Consider the following 20498-nt stretch of genomic DNA (forward strand, 5'->3'; position numbering starts at 1 on the left):
AAAAACAAATATTACAGACCATAAATTGTATAACGTTACTAGCGCAAAAATTTTCTTCTTAGCGTTGGTCGATCGTCTTATATTTATATCTCTCTCCTCCTTTCTATCTGTCTTCAACCGCACGGAGATGATGTCCGTTGGGGATGGATTAATTGCATTCAAAATCTTCCCACGGCTCACGGATGCCGAGCTTTCGCGAAACCCGAAGTTTCAAGTCATCGCTACCGTGTCCATCGTTAATCAACCGCGTAATCATGACTGGTGTAACTCCTACTACTTGAGCCAAGTCACTTTTCGACCAATCTTTTTCGTCTAATTTCAACTTGACCAGTTCAACCCATTTTTGATGTTGTCGGCTCATATACTCTCCTTTCTTTCCGAAAAATAAAAAACGCTTCTATCAGTTGTCAAAGGTTTTGAAAATAACAGGTTAAAAAGTTAGTTAAATCTCTTGACATATTTTAGCCAATAGTTTAGAATGAAGCCATAAAGAAAACACTTGATAAAACACAAGTTCAATCAATGAAGTCGCACGCCAATGCTTTTATTTTTTGAATTAGTTTTAACTGGTCGTTTCACTAACTCTTTAACCTTACAAGAATTATTTTAAACTATGAGCGAAATAAAGTCAAGTGATTTTTAGCTGTTTTTTTAAAATACTTTTTCGTAATGTTTAGAAAGGTTGATATATCAATGTTTCCAACATTTGAAATTATTAAACAATTAGCGAAAAAACAAGGTATGTCCCTCAATGACCTTGAAGAAAAGTTAGGTCTAGGTAAAAATACTTTGTACGGTCTTAAGAATAAGAAGCCAAATGCTGAACGTATCGCAGAAATCGCCGACTACTTCCACGTCTCAACAGACTACCTGCTAGGCAGAACAGACAATCCAAAGATTGCATCTGATAAAGATAATAATACCATTGACTTAAGAAAAGCCGTAGCTGGTTCAATGGCTTTTGATGGAAAACCTCTAACAGAGGATGAAATTAATTATTTAGCAGATGTCTTCGAAGCTCAATTAAAAATGAAAAAGTAGGATAATGTTATGTCAGCAGAGGAATTATGCAAGTCGCACGGAATATCAATATGCTATTTTGAGGGGGATGTCATTGAGAGAAATGGATTTTATAATCCGCAATTCAATGCTATCTCTATTAACTCAAAACTTTATGGAATCCACAAAGATAAAGTCATCTATCATGAATTAGGACATAGGGAGCATACTGCGAGCTATTATAAGCTAAATAAAGAAAAATCAGAGCTACAAGCTGATAGATGTATGATCCACCATCTCTTAAAAGAAGAATTATCTTTATGGGATGACTTAGAAAATTTTAATTATACTTATTTTATGGAAAAGTACGAACTGACCTCGCTTGCTGACGAAGTTATGGTTATTGAAGAATTCTATAATTTAGCAAATATTATTTAAGATATGAAACGCTATATCTAATAAATACAGCGACTTCCGTATTATTGGTGAAATTATCGGTAGTTTTACGCCGGTGGAAAATTAAAAACCACAACTGACGAAGTTAGGGTTTTTGAAGAATTCTATAATTTAGCACTTTAAGAAAGGAATATAATATGCAAGCAGTATTGGAGAAGACTGATTTTAGAGAAATCTCGGTATTATCAAAGAACAGAAAAAAGACTATCTCAGTATCAATGAGAAGGGGCTTCTCATAAATCCTAATCAGATGAATAAGCAATTTGGTCTAGTTAGTGAAGCAATTGGCATCTATGTCACCCCACACATGATGAGACATTTTTTCACCACTCAAAGTATTATCGCTGGTGTTCCAATGGAGCAACTTAGTCAGGCTCTTGGTCATACAAAAATCTATATGACTGACCGCTACAACCAAGTTGAGGATGAACTTGCAGAAGCAACCACTGACATGTTCTTGACCAGAATCCGTTAAAAGCATCCCCACTATTTCCCCGACCAAAACCCAAAAACTAACGGAAAATATCGGAAAATAGTAAAACAAAAAAAGAGTTCACCGACAAAAAAGCCGATAAACTCACATAACTTCATATACATTATAACAAAAACTTTTGAAAAAGAAAAGTTTTGTTCCTATTGCTACACGCCGTACGCATGAAAAGTTTCCCTTAACCTTTTTGTGCCTAGAAACGATTTTTAAGAAGGTAGAAAGTTCGTTTGATCATTAATTGGTCCCTACTTTCCAAATAACTGTGGTAAATAATCATTCAAATGGACAGAAATATAGCGTTGTTTTCTGCGATAACTGAGATCCTTCTTAGGAAATTGAATAACCTTCAAGAAATAAAGACACAATTTTCGAATGGCGTTTAGATTGAAGGCTGCTCGCTTGTCTAAGGTCTGGTTGTGGTCTTCTCGGTAAACAACATCTAGTAACCAGTGCATGCTTTCTACTGACCAATGTCCTCTTACACAAGAGGCAAATGTTTCAACATCCTTTTTAAAACTGATAATAAAGTAGCGAACTTCCACTGTCAGAACACCATCCCTGTCAATAGTATTCTTAGTCATACCAATACCACTCAGTTTCTGCCAATGAGGATGCCTGTCTGACAACCATTTGACATCGTAAGAGACCCAGTATTCTCGAATTTCAATTTGGCTCCGAGCTTTCTCCACCGTTTGGTAGTGTTGCCTCTTCTTCATCAGTCTTTCAAGCAATTGGACATCACTAAAATAGAGGGAGATGTCCTCAAATAAAGTCCCCTGATTCCCTTTGACCGCAAGGCAGTAATCCCCCTTACCTTTGATAATCTCATCTACAATTTCTGTCTGAGTGCCCATGGCGTCAATCGTAACAATCCCTTTTCGAATATCAATCATCCTTAGAAGGCGGGGAATCGCTGTGATTTCATTACTCTTTTCATCAACGCAAACCTGCCCTATACTAATCTGATGAGAACCATCATAAGCCGTTACGATGTGATTAGGCTGTTGGTGCTTATTGCCGTTTCCTCGCATGGTTTTACCATCAATAGCTATTAATCGCTCTACGGATAGACAATCGGCAGATTGTTCAAACTCAACTTTTAGGTCGCTCAAAAATTGTGGATTAACCATACTCATAACTCGCTCTAGGGTGTCATGAGATGGACAGCCAACACTTAAATCCACATAGTCTCCTAAAAGTCCCTCATTCATTTCAATAAAATCTTCCATCTCCTTCCAGGTTTCAATACCAGCCAGTTGGCAAACGAAGACTAGAAATAGGATAGTGGATAAAGGGTAACGAATTTTCCAGCACTGACGTCCATCTAATTCATCACTATGCGCATCAATAGAAACAATAAAATCAATCATACTAGTCACCTCTATCTATAGTGTACTACTTTGATTGATTTTGTCATTATGTTTTTCGATTTCTGAAAACGAAATTTTCTTCATGCGTTTGGCGTGCTATTGCTAGGATAGTTAAAGTATACCAGCGACTCCTTAAAGAATTCTAAAAGAAAACTTATAAAAAACTTAAACCCGCGTTGTAAAATGAAGTGCAACAAAAAAGACATGTTCGTCTGATATACTAGAATTCCCCAACTCAGTATAGAAAGCAGATGAACATGTCCAACACTCATTCTACCAAAAAATCAACCTATTCTCATCTCTCAGCCTCGGAACGTGGCGAAATGGCTGCTTATCTTAAAATGGGAAAGAAACCGGCTGAAATCGCTCGTCTTCTAGGTCGTCACCGGTCGACAATCAGTCGAGAAATCAAACGTGGTTCGGTGGATCAGGTACAGGATAAGAATGGGAAACGTACCTATTTCAGTGCCTATTTCGCTGATAGCGGACAGCGTGTCTATGAATCCAATCGTCAAAAGTGCTCTTATCTCAAGTTGAATGACTGCTCCGCTAAATTCATTGAGCAATTAGGATATGCCTTGAAAGCTAAAATTCGTCTTCATAGCGTAGATAGTTTCGTTCAGACTTATAAAGCAAATCATCCTGAGGAGGTTGTTCCCTCTACCAAAACCATTTATCGCTATATCAAAGAGGGGCTGTTAGTTATAAAACCAATCGATTTACCTAAGATGGTCAGTATCAGGAAACGTTCTAAGCCAGTCATTAAGACGAATAAGAAAACTTTAGGTCAGTCTATCGAAGAACGTCCTGAGTGTATCAATGACCGTTCTGAATTTGGTCATTGGGAGATTGACTTGGTTCTTGGAAAGAAAACCAAAGGTGAAGCTGTTGTTTTGACCTTGTCTAGACCGCCAGACACGCTATGCACTAGGAGTTAAGCTAGAAGACAAACAGTCCCATACCATTAATTGTGCTGTCAAACAACTTACAAGTCAGTATCCTATTGCATCCATTACAGCTGATAATGGTTCTGAATTTAGTTTACTCTCAGACTTGGAAGCTGTTGATGTTTACTTTGCACATCCATATTCTTCACATGAGAGAGGTACAAATGAGAACTTCAATGGTCTCCTCAGAGAATATATCCCTAAAGGAAACTCTTTTAATTCACTAACCTCTGAAGAACTTGACAACTATATCACAGCCATCAATGAGCGCCCGAGACGACTTCTTCAATACCAATCTTCAAAATTCCTATTTGGGATAGCCCAAATAGCTTAACCTCTGGATCTCTAGTTATCAATCAACTTGTTGCACTTGACTTGACAACATGCGTAAAAAACTTAAATTGATTTTTTTGTTTTTAATTGTTGAAACGCCAATACTGAGCTGACTAGGAGGCAGCCCAAAGCATAGATTCCAAATGCTCCTGACTGGGTTGGATTGAGTTTCTCCAGGAATGTTGGTAGAAGGGATGCGGATGCCCCTCCAATATTGCATCCCATCAGGACAATGGTCATAAGGAGAGTCAATAATGAATGTGGCGTTCTTTCAGCTGTCCGACTAAAAACAATGGCCAAAATGACACTGTAAAAGAAGCCAGAAATCATTGCACCAAAACCGAGAATCCAAAGGTTGGTCGAAAAAGCGACAATGAGCACAGAAAAGCCAAAAATCAAATAACCGAAAGGTAAGAGCCACTCTTTCAGACGTCCAACCAAAAAACCAAAAACGGTACCTGCTAGAATCCCCATGACCTGCATAGAACCTAGAATCCAGCTGGCTTGGATAGCCGTCCCCATACCACTAGCAGTGACAATTTGTGGAATCCGCATGGTAATAAAGGTATTGACATTAATGACAAAGAAAGCAAAGAATGCCAGACTCAGACCCATTTTTAGCAACTCTTTGGTTAACTTCGGTTTTTCAGTAGAGTTTTCATGCTGAACTACTTCTTGTTTGGGAACAAAACAGACAAATAAACAAAGAATCACCAAGGCAAATAGATAGGCCAGAAAAGCCGCTTGCCAGCCAAAAGTGCTCAGCCAACCGACTAAAATGGTCAAACTGGCACTGCCCAAAACTTCAAAAGAAGAACGCAAGCCCATCATCTGAGTCTGTTCTTTTCCTTTATACAAAAGACCCACAATATTGATGGCTCGAGCATTGATCAGTCCAATCCCTAAACCAAGGAGAATCCGCGATAGCATAACCAAATAATAGTGCGGGAAAAGAAAGGGCATGGCACCACCCAAGGCCATGAGACTAAGACCAAGAATAACAATGGCTCTCTCCGAAAGAAAACGAATAACGATTGGGTTAGCTAAAAGAGTCACCATAATAAAAAGTGAGGTGATGGTGATGAGAGATTCAACCTGAGAAGCTGAATAACCTTGTTGACCAAAATGCTCAATCATTTGTGGGATTGCAGGAGAGACTGCAAAGGTCGATACCAGCATCAGAGAAAGAGACAAGACACTGATTTTTTCAATAATATGTTTCATAATACACCTTAGTTTTCATTTTTTACCTCATCTAGTATAATAGATAGCAAAGCAAATAAATAGGACAAATGTCACATAAGAAAACATGGAAATCATTAAAAACTCTCTCGAACTGCAAAAATTCCTGGATTCCCCTCAAATTCACCAGGTTTTCCCAAAATCCTACCACTCTCAACTACGATTGGTTACCTACCAAGCAGGTCAAGCTATCTGCCATCAAGAAGATCATTTGACCGCTCTTTCGCTAGTTGTCACAGGAAAGGTTAAGATTGTTCGCAAACTCTTTAATGGGAAAGATTATATCCTCGACATCTCTAGCTCACCCAACTTAATCGGTGATATTGAATTATTGACTGGTCAGCGAATTGTTTCTTCGGTTATCGCCTTAGAAAAAGTCTGGGTCGTTCAGTTACCGCTTCATAATCGCCAACAACTACTGAAAGATGCCACTTTCCTCTATAAGGTTGGGAAAGGGCTAGCTACTAGCCTCTATCTCCAAAATATCCAGGCAGCCTCCAATATTGGTTATTCTGTTAAAGAAAGACTGGCCACTCACATTTTATCCATTGAAAATGAGGGAAAATTCCAATTAGAGCTCCATCTACTGGCCGATTCTTTTGGCACCAGTTATCGCCATCTACTGCGAACCATTAAGGATTTTTTAGAAGAAAAAACCATTGCAAAAGAGGGGAAAAACTATCATATTCTCCAGCGTAAGACCTTGGAGAAACTACGGATTCGCCCGTGATCTAGGTGTTTAAAAAAAGGCTGATTCATGGTATACTACTAATACTGAAAATAGAAAGAGAACATTATGTCTGCAATTGAAAAACTGACCAAGGCTAGTCATCTCATTAATATGGATGATATTATCCGCGAAGGGCACCCAACTCTCCGGCTCAACGCCCAAGAAGTTGCATTACCGCTTTCTGACCAAGATATTATTTTGGGAGAAAAAATGTTGCAATTCTTGAAACATTCTCAAGACCCTGTTATGGCTGAAAAGATGAAATTGCGTGGCGGTGTTGGTTTAGCGGCTCCTCAGTTGGATATTAGTCGCCGCATCATCGCCGCATTGGTTCCAAATCCAGAAGATGAAGAAGGCAATCCACCAAAAGAAGCCTATGCCTTACAAGAAATCATGTTCAACCCCCGCATCGTCTCACATTCGGTTCAAGAGGCGGCTATCGAAGGAGGAGAAGGTTGCCTGTCTGTCGATCGTGAAGTTCAAGGCTACGTTGTCCGCCACGCTCGCATCACCGTGGAATATACTGATAAAACTGGTGAAAAACAACGCATCAAACTCAAAGGCTTTAACGCCATTGTCATCCAACATGAAATCGACCATATCAACGGCATCATGTTCTACGACCGTATCGACCCCGAACATCCACTGGCAGTTAAAGATGGAATGTTAATTATTGAATAGTCCTCTCTAAGAGAAAGGATGCATGGTCAAATATGAGTCTACCTATGCTTGCTAAAGAATAAACAATACTTACAAATAAAAGAGAGGCAGGGAAAATTTAATTCCCAGCCTCTCTTTTTTAAAATGGATACTCAACTAAAATCAAAAGTAGACAAGGAGTTTTAACTCATCTAATGTTGATTTTCAAAGAGTATGACAATCTATAGTTCTAGAGTACGAAGACTCCAAAAAAGGTATAGAATCCCCATTTTTCATCGGGGACTCTATACCTTTTCCTATGTTCTGATTTTTTACCCAGTCTCTCTTATCCTTTAAATGATACAATCAAGAATAGTCGTGACAGACTTACCTAGTAGCAAGGATAGAAACTGAGAGAAATATCAATTGACGTTAAATTGCCCAGTCTCCTTGGCGGAAGATTGGAACAGCTCTACCGTCTTCAGTGATTCCATCGATATCCATTTGACTAGAGCCAATCATGAAATCCACGTGAACATCTGAACGATTGAGACCTGCTGCTTCTAATTCTTCTTGTGACATTTCTGTACCACCTTCGATTGAGAAGGCATAGGCTGCACCGATGGCCAAGTGGTTAGAAGCATTTTCATCAAAGAGAGTCGTGAAGAAAGTGATGTTTGATTGTGAGATAGGACTCTTATCTGGCACCAAGGCTACTTCTCCAAGACCGCGACCACCCTTGTTATCAAAGACCAAACGTTTGATCACTTCATCGCCCTTCTCTGCGGATACTTCCGTAATTTCTCCATCTTTAAAGGTTACTTTGATCCCCTCGATAATATTGCCATTGTAGCTAAGTGGTTTTGTAGAGGTCACATAGCCATCTGCCACGCGGTAGTCCGGAGCTGTGAAAACTTCCTCCGTCGGCATATTGGCCACAAAGTGCTCTCCTTGAGCATTGATGGATCCAGCTGATTCCCAGAGATGATTTTTTGGCATCCCCAAAATCAAGTCAGTACCCGGTGCACGGTAGTGAAGCTTGCTAAATTGAGCTTCATTTAAAACTTTTGCTTTTTCGTCCAAGCGAGCTTCGTGGTCAATCCAAGCTTGAACTGGATCTTCTTCATAAACACGGCAGGTCTTGAAGATTTGATCCCAAAGTAAGTCTACTGCTTCTTCTTCACTAGCAGCATCTGGGAAGACTTTCTTTGCCCAGGCAGGACTTGAAGCGGCACCTAGTGTCCAACTAATTTTGTTGGCTTGACTAGCTAGGCGAAGTGGTTGAAGGGCTTGAGCCACACCACGCGCTGTCCGAGATAATTTCTCAGGATCTACACCACCAAGAGCATCCGGATCATCAGACAAGATGACCAAACGACTAGCCTTATTTTCCAAGACATAGTTCATTTCTTCTACCTTGTAAGTTGGAACATTTTCCAAACGCTCAATCGGTGTATGGATGAAACGCTCACGTGAGATGATGTCATCATCCCAGCTCATAATAACCTCAACCGCACCAAGGGCATAGGCTTCCTTGACCAAAAGACGGGCAAATTCAGCTTGGTCTACAGCAATACGAATGGTCACCGTGTGACCTGGTTGAACGTTGATGCCTCGTTTCACCAAAAGGTGGGCATACTTGGCAAGATTTTCTTTAAAATTCGGTAAAACCATGTGAAACTCCTTTAAAATAAGATAGACAGGCATAGGGACACAAAATAGAAAATTGGGCAAGATGACTTAAAATCTAGTCCATCTTTCTCTTTTTATGCCTTGGCCTAATCATGTTCAATTATTTGAACTCATTACTTCTATTGTACCATAAATGAACTAGACATAAAAATCCCAACATCCTTTTCACAACTACTCCTCTTTGAGAATCAAGATGAGAATTTCTTAAAGCTCCTTGCCTAGCACTAGGTATGGCATCACTTTGCCTCATCTATTTTTATTCGCTCTACTATTGTTGAATGAATGAGTATGTTTGACACGTCGTCATTTTCTACTTGCCGTACTCTAGTTGAAAGAAACTTAGTCTCTTCTATTGCCAGTCTATTCCCAGACTGTAAGGTGAACTGACTATCGTCAGTTCTTATTTCCCGCCTCAAACAGTCTATTCTTAGACTGTTTGAGCAGCCTGTGTCTCAATTTCTAGTCTAAAAGTTAATTCACTCAACTATAAAAGCCAGCAAAAAAGATTGCCCATGAGCAATCTTCCTGCTTTCTCTTTTTAGAATAGGTCATCAAAGAGGCTGAGTTGGTTATCTTCTGGCATTTTTCCAAGAATTCCCATATCATCCATCTTTTCAACCAGAGTCGAGGACAGTCCTCCCCGTTTACGAAGTTCTGTTTTGGAGAGAAATTCCCCTTCCTGGCGCGCTGCTACAACTTGCTTAGCAACGTTCTCACCCAGTCCATCCATGGCTAAAAATGGTGGAATGAGGGTATCTTCTTCAATCAGGAACTCAACAGCATCACTCTTATAAAGATCCAGTTTACCAAACTTGAAGCCACGTTCCAGCATTTCATTGACAATCTCCAGTGTGGTATAGAGATCATTTTCAACATTGGAGGCTTCATTGTTCTTGCGCTTGACTTCGATATCCTTCATCTTGGCTTTGACCTTGTCTAGACCGCCAGACATGACCGCTAAATCAAAGGCCTTAGCCCGGATCGAGAAGTAAGCACAGTAGTAATAAAGGGGATGATGAACCTTAAAGTAGGCCACGCGCAAGGCCATCATAACATAGGCCGCTGCATGGGCTTTAGGGAACATATACTTGATTTTTCCACAGGACTCGATATACCAATCAGGAACATTGTTGGCTTTCATGGCATCGATATAGCCATTTCTTTCCTCTTCAGAAATCTTAAGCCAGAGTCCCTTACGCACCCGTTCCATGATGGTAAAGGCCATCTTGGGCTCTAAGCCAGCATGCATGAGATAAACCATGATGTCATCCCGACAACCAATTACTGTTGACAAATCGGCAATCCCTGCCTTAATCAAATCTTGAGCGTTACCCAACCAAACGTCAGTACCATGAGAAAGGCCGGACAGCTGGAGGAGTTCAGAGAAGGTGGTCGGATGGGTTTCTTCTACCATGCCCCGAACAAAGTTGGTCCCAAACTCTGGAATCCCCAGCATGCCTGTTGCTGTACCAATCTGTTCAGGTGTTACTCCTAGGATTTCCGTCCCAGAGAAAAGTGCCATAACCCCTGGGTCATCTGCAGGAATGGTATTGGGATCAATTCCTGACAAATCTTGAAGTTTCCGCACCATGGTCGGGTCATCATGTCCTAGGACATCGAGTTTGAGGATATTTTCGTCGATATCATGGAAGTTAAAGTGAGTGGTCTGCCAAGCAGCTTGATTGTCATCGGCTGGGTATTGGACAGGAGTAAAGTCGTAGACATCCATATAATCTGGAATAACAACGATACCTCCCGGGTGCTGACCGGTTGTCCGCTTCACACCAGCCGCTCCAGCAGCCAAGCGTTCCACCTCAACATCCTTATAAAACTTACCATAATCGCGCTCATAACCACGAACAAATCCATAGGCTGTTTTAGCCGCAACTGTACCTACGGTACCTGCACGAAAGGCATATTCTTCCCCGAAAATATTTCTGACATCTAAGTGGGCCTTGGGTTGGTCATCTCCCGAGAAATTCAAATCAATATCAGGTACCTTATCTCCGTCAAAACCAAGGAAGGTCTCAAACGGAATATCTTGTCCATCTTTGGCGTACGTGGTCCCACATTTTTCGCAGTCCTTATCTGGCATATCAAAACCAGAAGCATAGGAACCATCTAAGATAAATTCCGAATGCTGACAGTTGGGACAGACATAGTGGGCCGGCATGGGATTGACCTCGGTAATCCCAATCATGGTTGCCACGAAGGAAGAACCAACAGATCCCCGCGAGCCAACTAAGTAACCCCGTTCATTGGAGCGGTGCACCAGCATCTGAGAGGCTAGGTAAATCACAGCGAATCCATTCCCCAAAATAGAGGACAACTCTTTCTCAATTCGTTGGTCGATAATATCTGGCAAGGGATTACCATAAATTTCAAAGGCCTTTTCATAGGTCATTTCAGCGACCTTCTCCTCGGCTCTTTCGATATAGGGAGTGTAGAGGTCTTTCTTAACCACTTCCACATCCTCAAACCGGTCTAAGAGCTGGTTTGGATTGCTGATAACAATCTGACGTGCCAACTCTTCTCCCAAAAAGCTGAATTCATCCAGCATTTCATTGGTGGTGCGGAAATGAGCCTTGGGCAGAGGGGCCGGTTGGGCATCCTCACCAGATCCGATGGTCCAGTTAATCATGGATCCTTGGCCAAGAGCCCGTACGATGATCTCGCGATAAATTTCTTCTTCAGGATCCAAGTAATGGACATTTCCAGTCGCGATAACTGGTTTCTGGCTTCTTTGTCCCAGTTCAATCAGGTCTCGGATGATTTGACGAACCGCCTCCTCATCCTTGATCAAATCACGAGCTATAAGGGGAGCATAAAGGGCTGGTGGCATCACTTCGATAAAGTCATAGTAATCAACCACTTCCAGAGCCGCTTCCATACCATGCGAATTTAGGGTATCAAAGACTTCTCCATCTGAACAAGCCGTTCCCACAATCAAGCCTTCCCTATGTTGGTTGAGGACAGTTTTAGGAATACGAGCCACGCCCTCAAAGTATTGAACATTGGACAGCGAGACCAGTTTGAAGATGTTTTTCAAGCCCACTTGGTTGGTCACATAGATAGTAGCGTGTTTGACACGAGCTTTCTTGTAGGAATCCTCTCGCACCAGGCGCGTGTTCAATTCAGCCAGATTGGTAATGCCATGCTTCTCCTTAACATCATTGATAAAGATGAAGAGGAGACGACCAGTGGCTTCGGCATCGTAGTTAGCCATATGATGGTGTTCCAGAGCAACTTGGAAACGTTTGGTCAGAGGACCTAAACCATGGCGTTTGTATTCTGGGTAGAGATTGCGGGCAAATTCAAGGGTATCGATAACCGGCTGGTCAATTAAAGGCAGCCCCTTGCGTTCATAATTGGCATTCATAAAACCGATATCAAAGCTGGCATTGTGGGCAACCAAAACAGAATCTTTACAAAATGCCTGGAATTCTTGCAAGACCTGGAGAAGCGGTTTTGAGCCTTTGACATGATTATCGGTAATCCCAGTCAATTCTGTAGTAAAGGCAGACAAAGGATGCCCCGGATCAATAAATTCATCAAACTGCTCAATAATATTGCCCTTTTCCATCTTGGAAGCCGCAATTTGAATCAAATCATTGTGTTCAGCTGAAAGTCCTGTCGTCTCTACGTCAAAGACCACATAGGTTCCATCACGTAATTCCAGAGAAACTTCGTTAAAGGTAATTGGAATGGAATCCTCAACGATATTGGCTTCTAAGCCAAAGATTGCCTTGATGCCGGCTTTTTTGGCAGCATGATAGCCATGTGGGAAAGACTGGACATTGGCATGATCTGTAATGGCAATGGCCGGATGGCCCCATGCAGCTGCACGAGCAATCAAGTCTTCGACCGTTGTCAAGGCATCCATGGTGGACATATTGGTATGGGCATGGAACTCGATGCGTTTCTGGTCTTCTGGCATGAGATCCTTACGAATGTCCTTCTTGACCTCCTGAACATCTTGGACATTCATGGTCAAGTCGCGGGTATACATATTGGTTTCGATATTCCCACGCACGCGCAGCCAATTGCCTTTTTTAATCATGTCGTACTTTTGGGCATCTTCTTCATCCTTGGCCCATTTCTGCATCTTAAAAGAAGAGGTGTAGTCGGTCATCTTGAAATTGATGATAACCCGACCAGTCCTGGTCGTTCTTTGTTCCACTTCAAAGACCAAACCTTCAAAGACCAGACGGTTTTCTTCGGTTTCCACTTCAACCATTGGGGTGATTGGTTCTTTTTCCAACGAAGTCCTGGCCGGTTTTTTCTTCTTAAATTCCTGAAAGTTTCCTCCGGCTGGGGTTGTATCTGCAACTGGTGGTGGAGCCATTTGGGCCAGCTGCTCCAGTGCCACTAGGTTTTCTTGATTCGCTTTTTCATAGATTTCCTGATTCTGCGCGTGGAAGACATCTTCTTGCTGCTGAGTCATCTCTTGGCAGACCCGAATGTCCACCGTCAGTTGTCCAAGACCAAAGCGTTCCAATTGTTCGATAAGATTCGGCAGGTGGTTTTTCCGAAAATGTGGGGTATCCACACTCCGAGGACCTTCAATCCACAATTGACCTTCCTCAAAGAATACTTTCAAATCTTGAAAGAGGGACTTAAAACCAGCACTCTGACAAAGATCTTCTTCAAAGGCTTGGCGATAATAATACTCCATCAAATCTTGACTCAAGTCTTGATGATCTGTGAGCAACTGGAAGCGAGCCTGGTTGCCCGTTTTGGCAAATTCATGATGGAGCCGGGCTTTGAGTAGTTGATAATGGCTGATTTCCAGCACCTGAGGCAAACGGAAGGTAAACTCCCAAATCTTACTAACCTTATGAACCAAGACCTTCTCAATTGTTCCAGCTGAAAAAGCCGGAGAGTTTCGCAGTTCCTCTGGCATTCCAATCTGTTCAAGTAAAAGCTGAAATTTATCTAACATACAGGCTCCCAATCATACGTTACTAAGCACTATCAAGTCAAGACAGGAAAGATAAGGCAGATGGCAAGCATCAAGGAAATCTTTATCTTTTCGCAGAAACATGTAGGCGTATTTTGTTCCGAGTTACAGTATTTCTATTCTATCATATTCACTGGCCATTTTCGATAATAAAGAAGACCCTTCTTAGAACGAAAGGACTTCTTTTATTTTTTTGATTTTAATGGATGTCACTTTACATATCTTGACTTAAGATTGCCAGAGTCTCTAAAAGCTGGTCGACATGGATTTCAAGAGTATCTCCAGTCCCCTTAATTTTGACTTCGACGATACCTTCAGTTGCTTTTTTACCGACGGTGATGCGAATCGGCAAGCCAATCAAGTCGCTGTCTGAGAATTTGACACCGACCCGTTCATTGCGGTCATCTGTTAACACTTCATAACCAGCACCCGTCAGGCTAGATTCAATCTGATCTGTCAAGGCCATCGCTTCTTCATCTTTGACATTGACTGGAATCAAGTGCACATCATACGGCGCTAATTCTTTAGGGAAGTTGATACCCCAAGCATAGCGGAAATCTCCTTTTGGTGTCTTGTTGACAAAGAGACGGGCATGCTGTTCCAAGACAGATGACAAGAGACGGCTCACACCGATACCGTAGCAACCCATGATAATGGGAACACTGCGACCATTTTCATCCAAGACATTGGCATTCATACTATCTGAATAGCGTATCCCCAATTTGAAGATATGACCAATCTCGATACCACGCGCAAAGTTCAAAACACCTTTACCATCGGGAGATACTTCGCCCTCTTTCACTTCACGAATATCCACATACTCTGTTATTTGGAAATCGCGACCTGCATTGGCACCTGTGTAATGGAAACCATCTTCATTTGCACCAACAACCGCATTTTTCACATCCTCAACCTTACGGTCAGCGATGATTTTGACAGTCTCAGGCAAACCAACTGGACCTAGAGAACCAAAAGAAGCTCCAAAGTTTGCCACAACTTCCGCTTCGTCCGCCACATCCAAAAAGTCAGCCGCTAGATAATTTTTTAGTTTGACATCGTTAACTTGGTCATTACCGACTAGAAGAGCTACGACCAGCTCACCATCTGCTTTGAAGACCATGGTTTTTATCGTTTGTTCTTCTTCTACTTTCAAGAAAGCAACCACATCATCAATGGACTTGCAGTCAGGTGTTTCAACCTTGACCAACTCTTCCTCAGCCAAGACTTTTTCAGACGGTCTAAAGTAATTGGTCGCCATTTCCAAATTGGCAGCATAGTCAGATTCACTTGAGTAGGCAATGGTATCCTCACCAGATACCATCCATGTAGCTAGTTCAGCCTTGATTTCTGCCAAGACTGATTCTGGAATTTCATCCAGCGAGCCGACAGACTTGTCCAATACCAACCAGCGATCCAAGTCTGTGCGATCCGGTGTAATGGCCATAAATTCTTGACTATCTTTGCCCCCCATGGCGCCACCATCACCGATGATGGCCTTGAAGTCCAAACCAGCACGAGTGAAAATCGCTTCATAAGCCGACTTGTAGTCATCGTAAGTTTCATCCAAACTGTCATAATTAGCATGGAAGCTATAGCCATCTTTCATGATGAATTCGCGACCACGCAAGAGACCATTCCGAGGACGTTTTTCATCCCGGTACTTCGGTTGGATTTGGTAGATATTGAGTGGCAATTGCTTGTAAGACTTGACCGCATCCCGCGCCAAAAGCGTCACGGTTTCTTCATGGGTTGGACCTAAGATAAAGTCAGAACCTTCCCGGTTTTTCAGTTTATATAGATCGTCACCATAGGTATCGTAACGACCAGATTCACGCCAGATATCTGCTGACAAGAGAGCTGGAGCCAAAAATTCTACCGCACCAATCTTATCAAACTCTTGGCGCATGATATTTTTTGCTTTTTCAATGACACGGTTAGCAAGTGGAAGGTAACTATAGATCCCAGCTGAAACCTGGCGAACATAACCAGCCCGTACCATCAGAGCATGACTGATAACTTGAGCATCCGACGGCATCTCACGAAGCGTCGGAATCATCATTTTAGATTGTTTCATAAATTAAGATACAAAGGGCGTAAGAAGTCAACGTAAAAACAGGAAATCGAAAGAATGTCTTCAAACATTCTCGATTTATCTTTTTTACAAAGACTTCCGCCCGTGTTCAATTCCAAATCCCTTGATTTAGAAGAACACTTTCCTTTCAATTTCAATGTTTTATGTTAAAAGAAAACGCGCATAATGTCGTTCCAGGTCACTACCAACATGAGAACCAACATAATTGCCACACCCACTAGGGTAATATAGGACTCTATTTCCTGCTTGAGAGGTTTGCGGCGGATAGCCTCAATAAGATTGATAAGAATTTTTCCCCCATCCAAAGCCGGTATAGGAATCAGGTTAAAGATTCCTAGATTGATAGACAGCATCGCTAGAAGATTGAGGACAGGTAATATCCCACCCTCGGCTGCTTGTGAACTGACATTGTAGATAGCAACTGGTCCACCTAGCTGTTTGACATCGAAGCTAGCAATGAGATTCTTGAGGGCAGTGACAATCATGAGGGCAGTACGCCCTGTTTCTTTGAAACCACCGATGATGATTTCCACAACACCTGTCTTAAGAAATGGAGACACACCGATTCGATAATAGCCCTGGTCTTCTATTGTGGAGACTGTGAGATTTTCTTTTTTACCACCCTGCTCTACCACAAGATTCAATACAGGCGCTTGTTGGGCATCTTCATTGACCTTGGCAATCATAGCAGAAATCTCTTGGTAATCCGTCACTTCCTGACCATTGATTTCCAGAATCCTTGCTCCCGTTTTGACTCCAGCCAGATCAAGAGCACCACCATCAGCAACCGTCACTTGATTAGTGGTTGCATCCGGCACCCCTCCCTGGAGGAAAAACAAGAGAATAAAGGTCAAGACCCCTAGAATAAAGTTATTGAGAGGACCCGCGAAGTTGGTCATTAGGCGACCCCAAATGCTAGCATTTTGATACTGAACATCTAAAGGTGCAATCCTCACTTCTGTCCCATCCTCCTCAACAATGGTGGCATCATGATCCACCTGGAAGGTTTTGGATTCATCCAGAACTAGCCCCGTAATTTCTAATCTTTCTTCAACATCAAAGGTCGTCACATTCATCGGTAGACTGGCACTGTCCAAAACTTTTTCAGACAAATTAATCCGACTAACCAAGCCCTCTTGGTTGAGAGACAGGGAAACAGGTGACCCCGTCTTGATTTCGGTCTTGTCCTCACCCCAACCAGCCATGCGCACATAACCGCCCAGAGGAAGCATGCGAATCGTATAAGCCGTTCCATCCTTACCAATATGAGCAAAAATTTTCGGTCCCATTCCGATGGCAAACTCCCGAACTAAGATACCAGCCTTTTTAGCGAAATAGAAATGTCCAAACTCGTGTACCACCACGATGACACCAAATATAAAAATAAAAGCAATCATTCCCTGCATAGACTCTCCTTAAAATAGACCAAAGAAATGCATGATCGGGAAAACAAAAATCATACTGTCAAAACGATCCAAAATCCCACCGTGTCCTGGAATGAGTTTCCCAGAATCCTTAACACCAAAATGGCGCTTGATGGCACTCTCTACCAGATCCCCAAATTGGGCAAAAACAGAGAAGATAGCAACCAGTCCTAAAGTAACAAAGAAGGAATAGCCAGTTGTTAGTTGTCTGTCAATCAGCATGTAAAGAGCCGCAACAAGAACAGCTGACAAAATCCCACCCAGGAAACCTTCAACTGTCTTATTGGGCGAAACTTTAGGCATCAATTTCTTGCGACCAATCTGACGACCAATCATATAAGCCCCTGTATCCGTGGCCCAAACTATGAAAAGAGCAAAAAGTACTTTATTGATACTATCCATACGAGCTCCTACCAAGTTGTGGAAACCAATCCCCACATAAAAACTAGAAGCGATAGGAAAGACCACCTCAGAATAGGAATACTGACCGACGTTGAAGACAATAGCCCCCATCATAAAGAAGACAACAATCGCAAAAGCGATATAGTTTCCATCTAACGGTAAAAATGGTAGATAAGTTTCCAGTGGCAAGGTCAACACAAGAGCTGCCAGCATGGCCAAAATACCCTCAATGGAACTAGGTGACAGACGGTTCATTTTCAACAATTCAGCCGTAGCAACCATGGCTAAAAAACCGATAAAGAGCTGGAAAGCTACACCGCCTATTATCAAGAGCGGAATGAAGACCGCTAAAGCTAGGGCTCCGAAAATCACCCTTTTTTGTAAATCTCTGTTCATTTCATCTCTCTCCTTAGATACCACCAAAACGCCTGTGACGCTTGTTGTATACTTCAATTGCCTTTTGCAATTCTTTTTCATCAAAATCTGGCCAAGCTACATTTGTGAAATACAGTTCACTATAAGCTGACTGCCAGGGTAAAAAATTACTGAGCCGTTGTTCTCCACTGGTTCGGATAACCAAATCAGGATCTCGCAACTTAAAAGGTAACCTGCCTGTATAAAGGTAATCCGCAATCACTTTCTCATTGATATCACCAGGATTAAATTTAGCATCCAAAGCATCCTGAACAATAGCCCGGACTGCATTAGTAATTTCATCCCGACCTCCATAATTAAGAGCAAAATTGAGAATCAAACCAGTATTATTCCTTGTTTTTCTTTCAGCATTATAAAGGGCTGTCTTGGTTGCTTCTGGCAGACGAGAGTGATCCCCAATCATCTGGATCCGAACATTATTGGCATGCAAATCCGGAACATACTTATCGTAAAATTCAACCGGCAAATTCATGATGAACTTGACTTCCTTCTCCGGTCTAGTCCAATTCTCGGTCGAAAAAGCATAGACGGTTAAGACCTTAACACCCATATCAGAAGCCGCCTTGGTGACATCTTGCAGAGCATCCATTCCTGCCTTATGCCCCATAATCCGTGGTTGCAATCGTTTTTTAGCCCAACGACCATTCCCATCCATAATAATAGCAATATGCTTGGGAATTTCCAAAACTAAATCGTTATTGTTTCTTTTTCTAAAATTAAAGGTAAACATACTTTTTCCCTCGTTGTATAATCAGTCTATTATAACACAATTTTAGGAGAAGCAAAATGTCTAAAGAACCATTCCCCTTGTTGCCTTTTTCTCATAATTTCGTATATTTTTAAAAAGAATGGAGAGTGAACTTGTCCGCAGAATGGTATTTTTCTAACCTTGACTAGTCATTTCAAAGCTAATCTTGAAAAAAGGGCGCACTTGGCCCTTGTAAGTGGAGGGATTTTTTAAACAACCCAACTCGCCAGATGCGCTTGGTTTCCAGTCTTCAACTTTGCCAGGGCAAAGCCAATCATGACAAGAAAACTCATACTGATAGCTAACCTCATCTTCCAGACACTGGAAGAGGTTGGTTTCTGGCAAACCATCCAGAACAGTCAAAATTTTTTCTAGATCGCCCATTTCATGGTCCTCAAAGAGGTTGAGTTGTGTTATAATTTTCATGTGAGACCTCGCTAATAGCTATAGTTGCACTACTATTATAACGCTTTGACGTTGAATGATGGCTCATAAAGGGAAAAATCGCTACAGACCGTGGCGATTTTTCTTTTTAGGTGATCCTTAAACCTTGATAAATCTAAGTTCAAGAAAAAGGGGAATGATTCCTAAAAGCTTATGAAGATTGCTATTTCTGGAATTTTATTCTCTCTAACGATTGGGATTGTCACTACGTAGGGCAGTCCAATACCAGGCAACTTCCTTGTAGCCCTGGTGTTGATACATAGCTCGGTTTTCCTCTTCCGCAATGAGAATAACCTTGTTCTGTCCTTCATGAGCTGCTAATTGCAGAGCACTTCCAATCCCTCGACCTTGATAGCTAGGATCCACATGGTAGTTATCCACTTCGACATAGCCCTCAAATAACCAGGCCGCTACAGAACCGATAATATTTTCCCCATCCATAGCCAGATAAATCTTAGATCCATTACTCAGACAATGAGCTCGATTGTCTGTTAACATCTGGTCCGCATATTTTTTTCCATATTTCAGATGAGACCGGTATTCAACCTGTAAGTAAGCTTCTAGATAAACTTCATCCAAGTGAACAATGCGGATCCGTCCCAAATCACGGGTTTGTAAGTGTAAATGCTCCACCAAATTAGTAAAAATCAGATGTTTGGAGCAGATAAACCCTTGACTGTCTAGGTAAGACGCGATGTCCCTTGAAAAATCTTGGTTTTCTGCGAAAAAGAGAAAGGAAAAATCACTGGAATATCTCTCTTGTTCATGAGCCAGGTAAGACAAATCATCTTCTAACTCAGTTAAACTGGGCATTGTTTTATAACTGATATAATTGGAAAAGTACCGCTCAGATGTCACCGGATTCTTGAAATGTTTGAAGCGAGCATTTTCCAGATAGACGACTTCCCCTGATTCTAACAAATCCTTATATTTCATGATTCTTCTCCTTTTTGAAATCGAGTAGAGACTAATTCCTAGCCCCTCTCACACCACCGTGCGTGCCGTTCGGCACACGGCGGTTCAACTAACTTTTAACGCATGTCGTTCAAGATAATAATCTAGGCATGAAACCAGTCCACGTTTAGCGAGGACTGG

At 41.8% G+C, this 20498-nt stretch carries 15 protein-coding genes and 2 pseudogenes; 6 read left to right on the forward strand and 11 right to left on the reverse strand.

From position 1 onward, the window contains the following. Positions 1-148 precede the first annotated feature (148 nt). A complete protein-coding gene (locus BN1356_RS10830; RefSeq protein WP_093651411.1) occupies positions 149-361 on the reverse strand; it encodes a transcriptional regulator in 213 nt (70 codons plus the stop codon). 332 nt (positions 362-693) lie between these two features. On the opposite strand from BN1356_RS10830, the gene BN1356_RS10835 reads away from it, so the two are divergent. The 3 genes and pseudogenes from BN1356_RS10835 to BN1356_RS10845 all read left to right on the forward strand — a co-directional run. Beyond that, entirely contained in the window at positions 694-1041 is a 348-nt protein-coding gene (locus BN1356_RS10835; protein WP_093651412.1) for a helix-turn-helix domain-containing protein, read from the forward strand. A 9-nt stretch (positions 1042-1050) separates the two neighbouring features. After that, positions 1051-1437 carry an ImmA/IrrE family metallo-endopeptidase gene (locus BN1356_RS10840; RefSeq protein ID WP_093651413.1) on the forward strand — a complete coding sequence of 129 codons (387 nt, stop codon included), beginning with the start codon at positions 1051-1053 and terminating at the stop codon, positions 1435-1437. Positions 1438-1624: 187 nt separating this feature from the next. Beyond that, positions 1625-1930: pseudogene (locus BN1356_RS10845) on the forward strand (tyrosine-type recombinase/integrase); the annotation flags it as partial. A 260-nt stretch (positions 1931-2190) separates the two neighbouring features. Here the strand turns inward: BN1356_RS10845 and BN1356_RS10850 are convergent. Continuing rightward, on the reverse strand, positions 2191-3315 hold the full coding sequence (locus BN1356_RS10850; protein WP_093651415.1) for an ISAs1 family transposase: 1125 nt from the start codon (positions 3313-3315) through the stop codon (positions 2191-2193). 257 nt (positions 3316-3572) lie between these two features. Here BN1356_RS10850 and BN1356_RS10855 point away from each other — a divergent pair. Further along, a pseudogene (locus BN1356_RS10855) lies at positions 3573-4596 on the forward strand (IS30 family transposase). A 62-nt stretch (positions 4597-4658) separates the two neighbouring features. Here BN1356_RS10855 and BN1356_RS10860 read toward each other — a convergent pair. Beyond that, on the reverse strand, positions 4659-5819 hold the full coding sequence (locus BN1356_RS10860; RefSeq protein ID WP_093651416.1) for an MFS transporter: 1161 nt from the start codon (positions 5817-5819) through the stop codon (positions 4659-4661). An 85-nt stretch (positions 5820-5904) separates the two neighbouring features. On the opposite strand from BN1356_RS10860, the gene BN1356_RS10865 reads away from it, so the two are divergent. After that, positions 5905-6567: a cyclic nucleotide-binding domain-containing protein gene (locus BN1356_RS10865; protein WP_093651417.1), complete on the forward strand. Its 663-nt coding sequence runs from the start codon at positions 5905-5907 to the stop codon at positions 6565-6567. A gap of 66 nt (positions 6568-6633) precedes the next feature. Next, a complete protein-coding gene (def, locus tag BN1356_RS10870) occupies positions 6634-7248 on the forward strand; it encodes a peptide deformylase (protein WP_093651418.1) in 615 nt (204 codons plus the stop codon). Between the two features lie 390 nt (positions 7249-7638). On the opposite strand, the gene BN1356_RS10875 is transcribed toward def, so the two are convergent. From BN1356_RS10875 to BN1356_RS10910, 8 genes are all read right to left on the reverse strand, one after another. Next, positions 7639-8880 (reverse strand): aminopeptidase, encoded by a 1242-nt coding sequence (locus BN1356_RS10875; protein WP_093651419.1) that lies wholly within the window; start codon positions 8878-8880, stop codon positions 7639-7641. A 556-nt stretch (positions 8881-9436) separates the two neighbouring features. Further along, the gene (locus tag BN1356_RS10880; protein WP_093651420.1) at positions 9437-13840 is read right to left on the reverse strand and encodes a PolC-type DNA polymerase III; all 4404 of its coding nucleotides are present in this window, start codon (positions 13838-13840) and stop codon (positions 9437-9439) included. 232 nt (positions 13841-14072) lie between these two features. Continuing rightward, positions 14073-15932, reverse strand: coding sequence for a proline--tRNA ligase (locus BN1356_RS10885; RefSeq protein WP_093651421.1), 1860 nt, complete (start codon positions 15930-15932; stop codon positions 14073-14075). Between the two features lie 164 nt (positions 15933-16096). After that, a complete protein-coding gene (gene rseP / locus BN1356_RS10890; RefSeq protein WP_093651422.1) occupies positions 16097-17356 on the reverse strand; it encodes an RIP metalloprotease RseP in 1260 nt (419 codons plus the stop codon). 9 nt (positions 17357-17365) lie between these two features. Further along, positions 17366-18172, reverse strand: a complete 807-nt coding sequence (locus tag BN1356_RS10895; protein WP_093651423.1) for a phosphatidate cytidylyltransferase — start codon at positions 18170-18172, stop codon at positions 17366-17368. Positions 18173-18185: 13 nt separating this feature from the next. After that, positions 18186-18941, reverse strand: a complete 756-nt coding sequence (locus BN1356_RS10900) for an undecaprenyl pyrophosphate synthase (RefSeq protein ID WP_093651424.1) — start codon at positions 18939-18941, stop codon at positions 18186-18188. Positions 18942-19094: 153 nt separating this feature from the next. Next, positions 19095-19385 carry a hypothetical protein gene (locus tag BN1356_RS10905; protein ID WP_093651425.1) on the reverse strand — a complete coding sequence of 97 codons (291 nt, stop codon included), beginning with the start codon at positions 19383-19385 and terminating at the stop codon, positions 19095-19097. A 204-nt stretch (positions 19386-19589) separates the two neighbouring features. Then, a complete protein-coding gene (locus tag BN1356_RS10910) occupies positions 19590-20339 on the reverse strand; it encodes a GNAT family N-acetyltransferase (protein ID WP_093651426.1) in 750 nt (249 codons plus the stop codon). Between the last annotated feature and the right edge of the window lie 159 nt (positions 20340-20498).

Origin of the sequence: Streptococcus varani (assembly GCF_001375655.1) — a bacterium.
Classification (GTDB): Bacteria; Bacillota; Bacilli; order Lactobacillales; family Streptococcaceae; genus Streptococcus; species Streptococcus varani.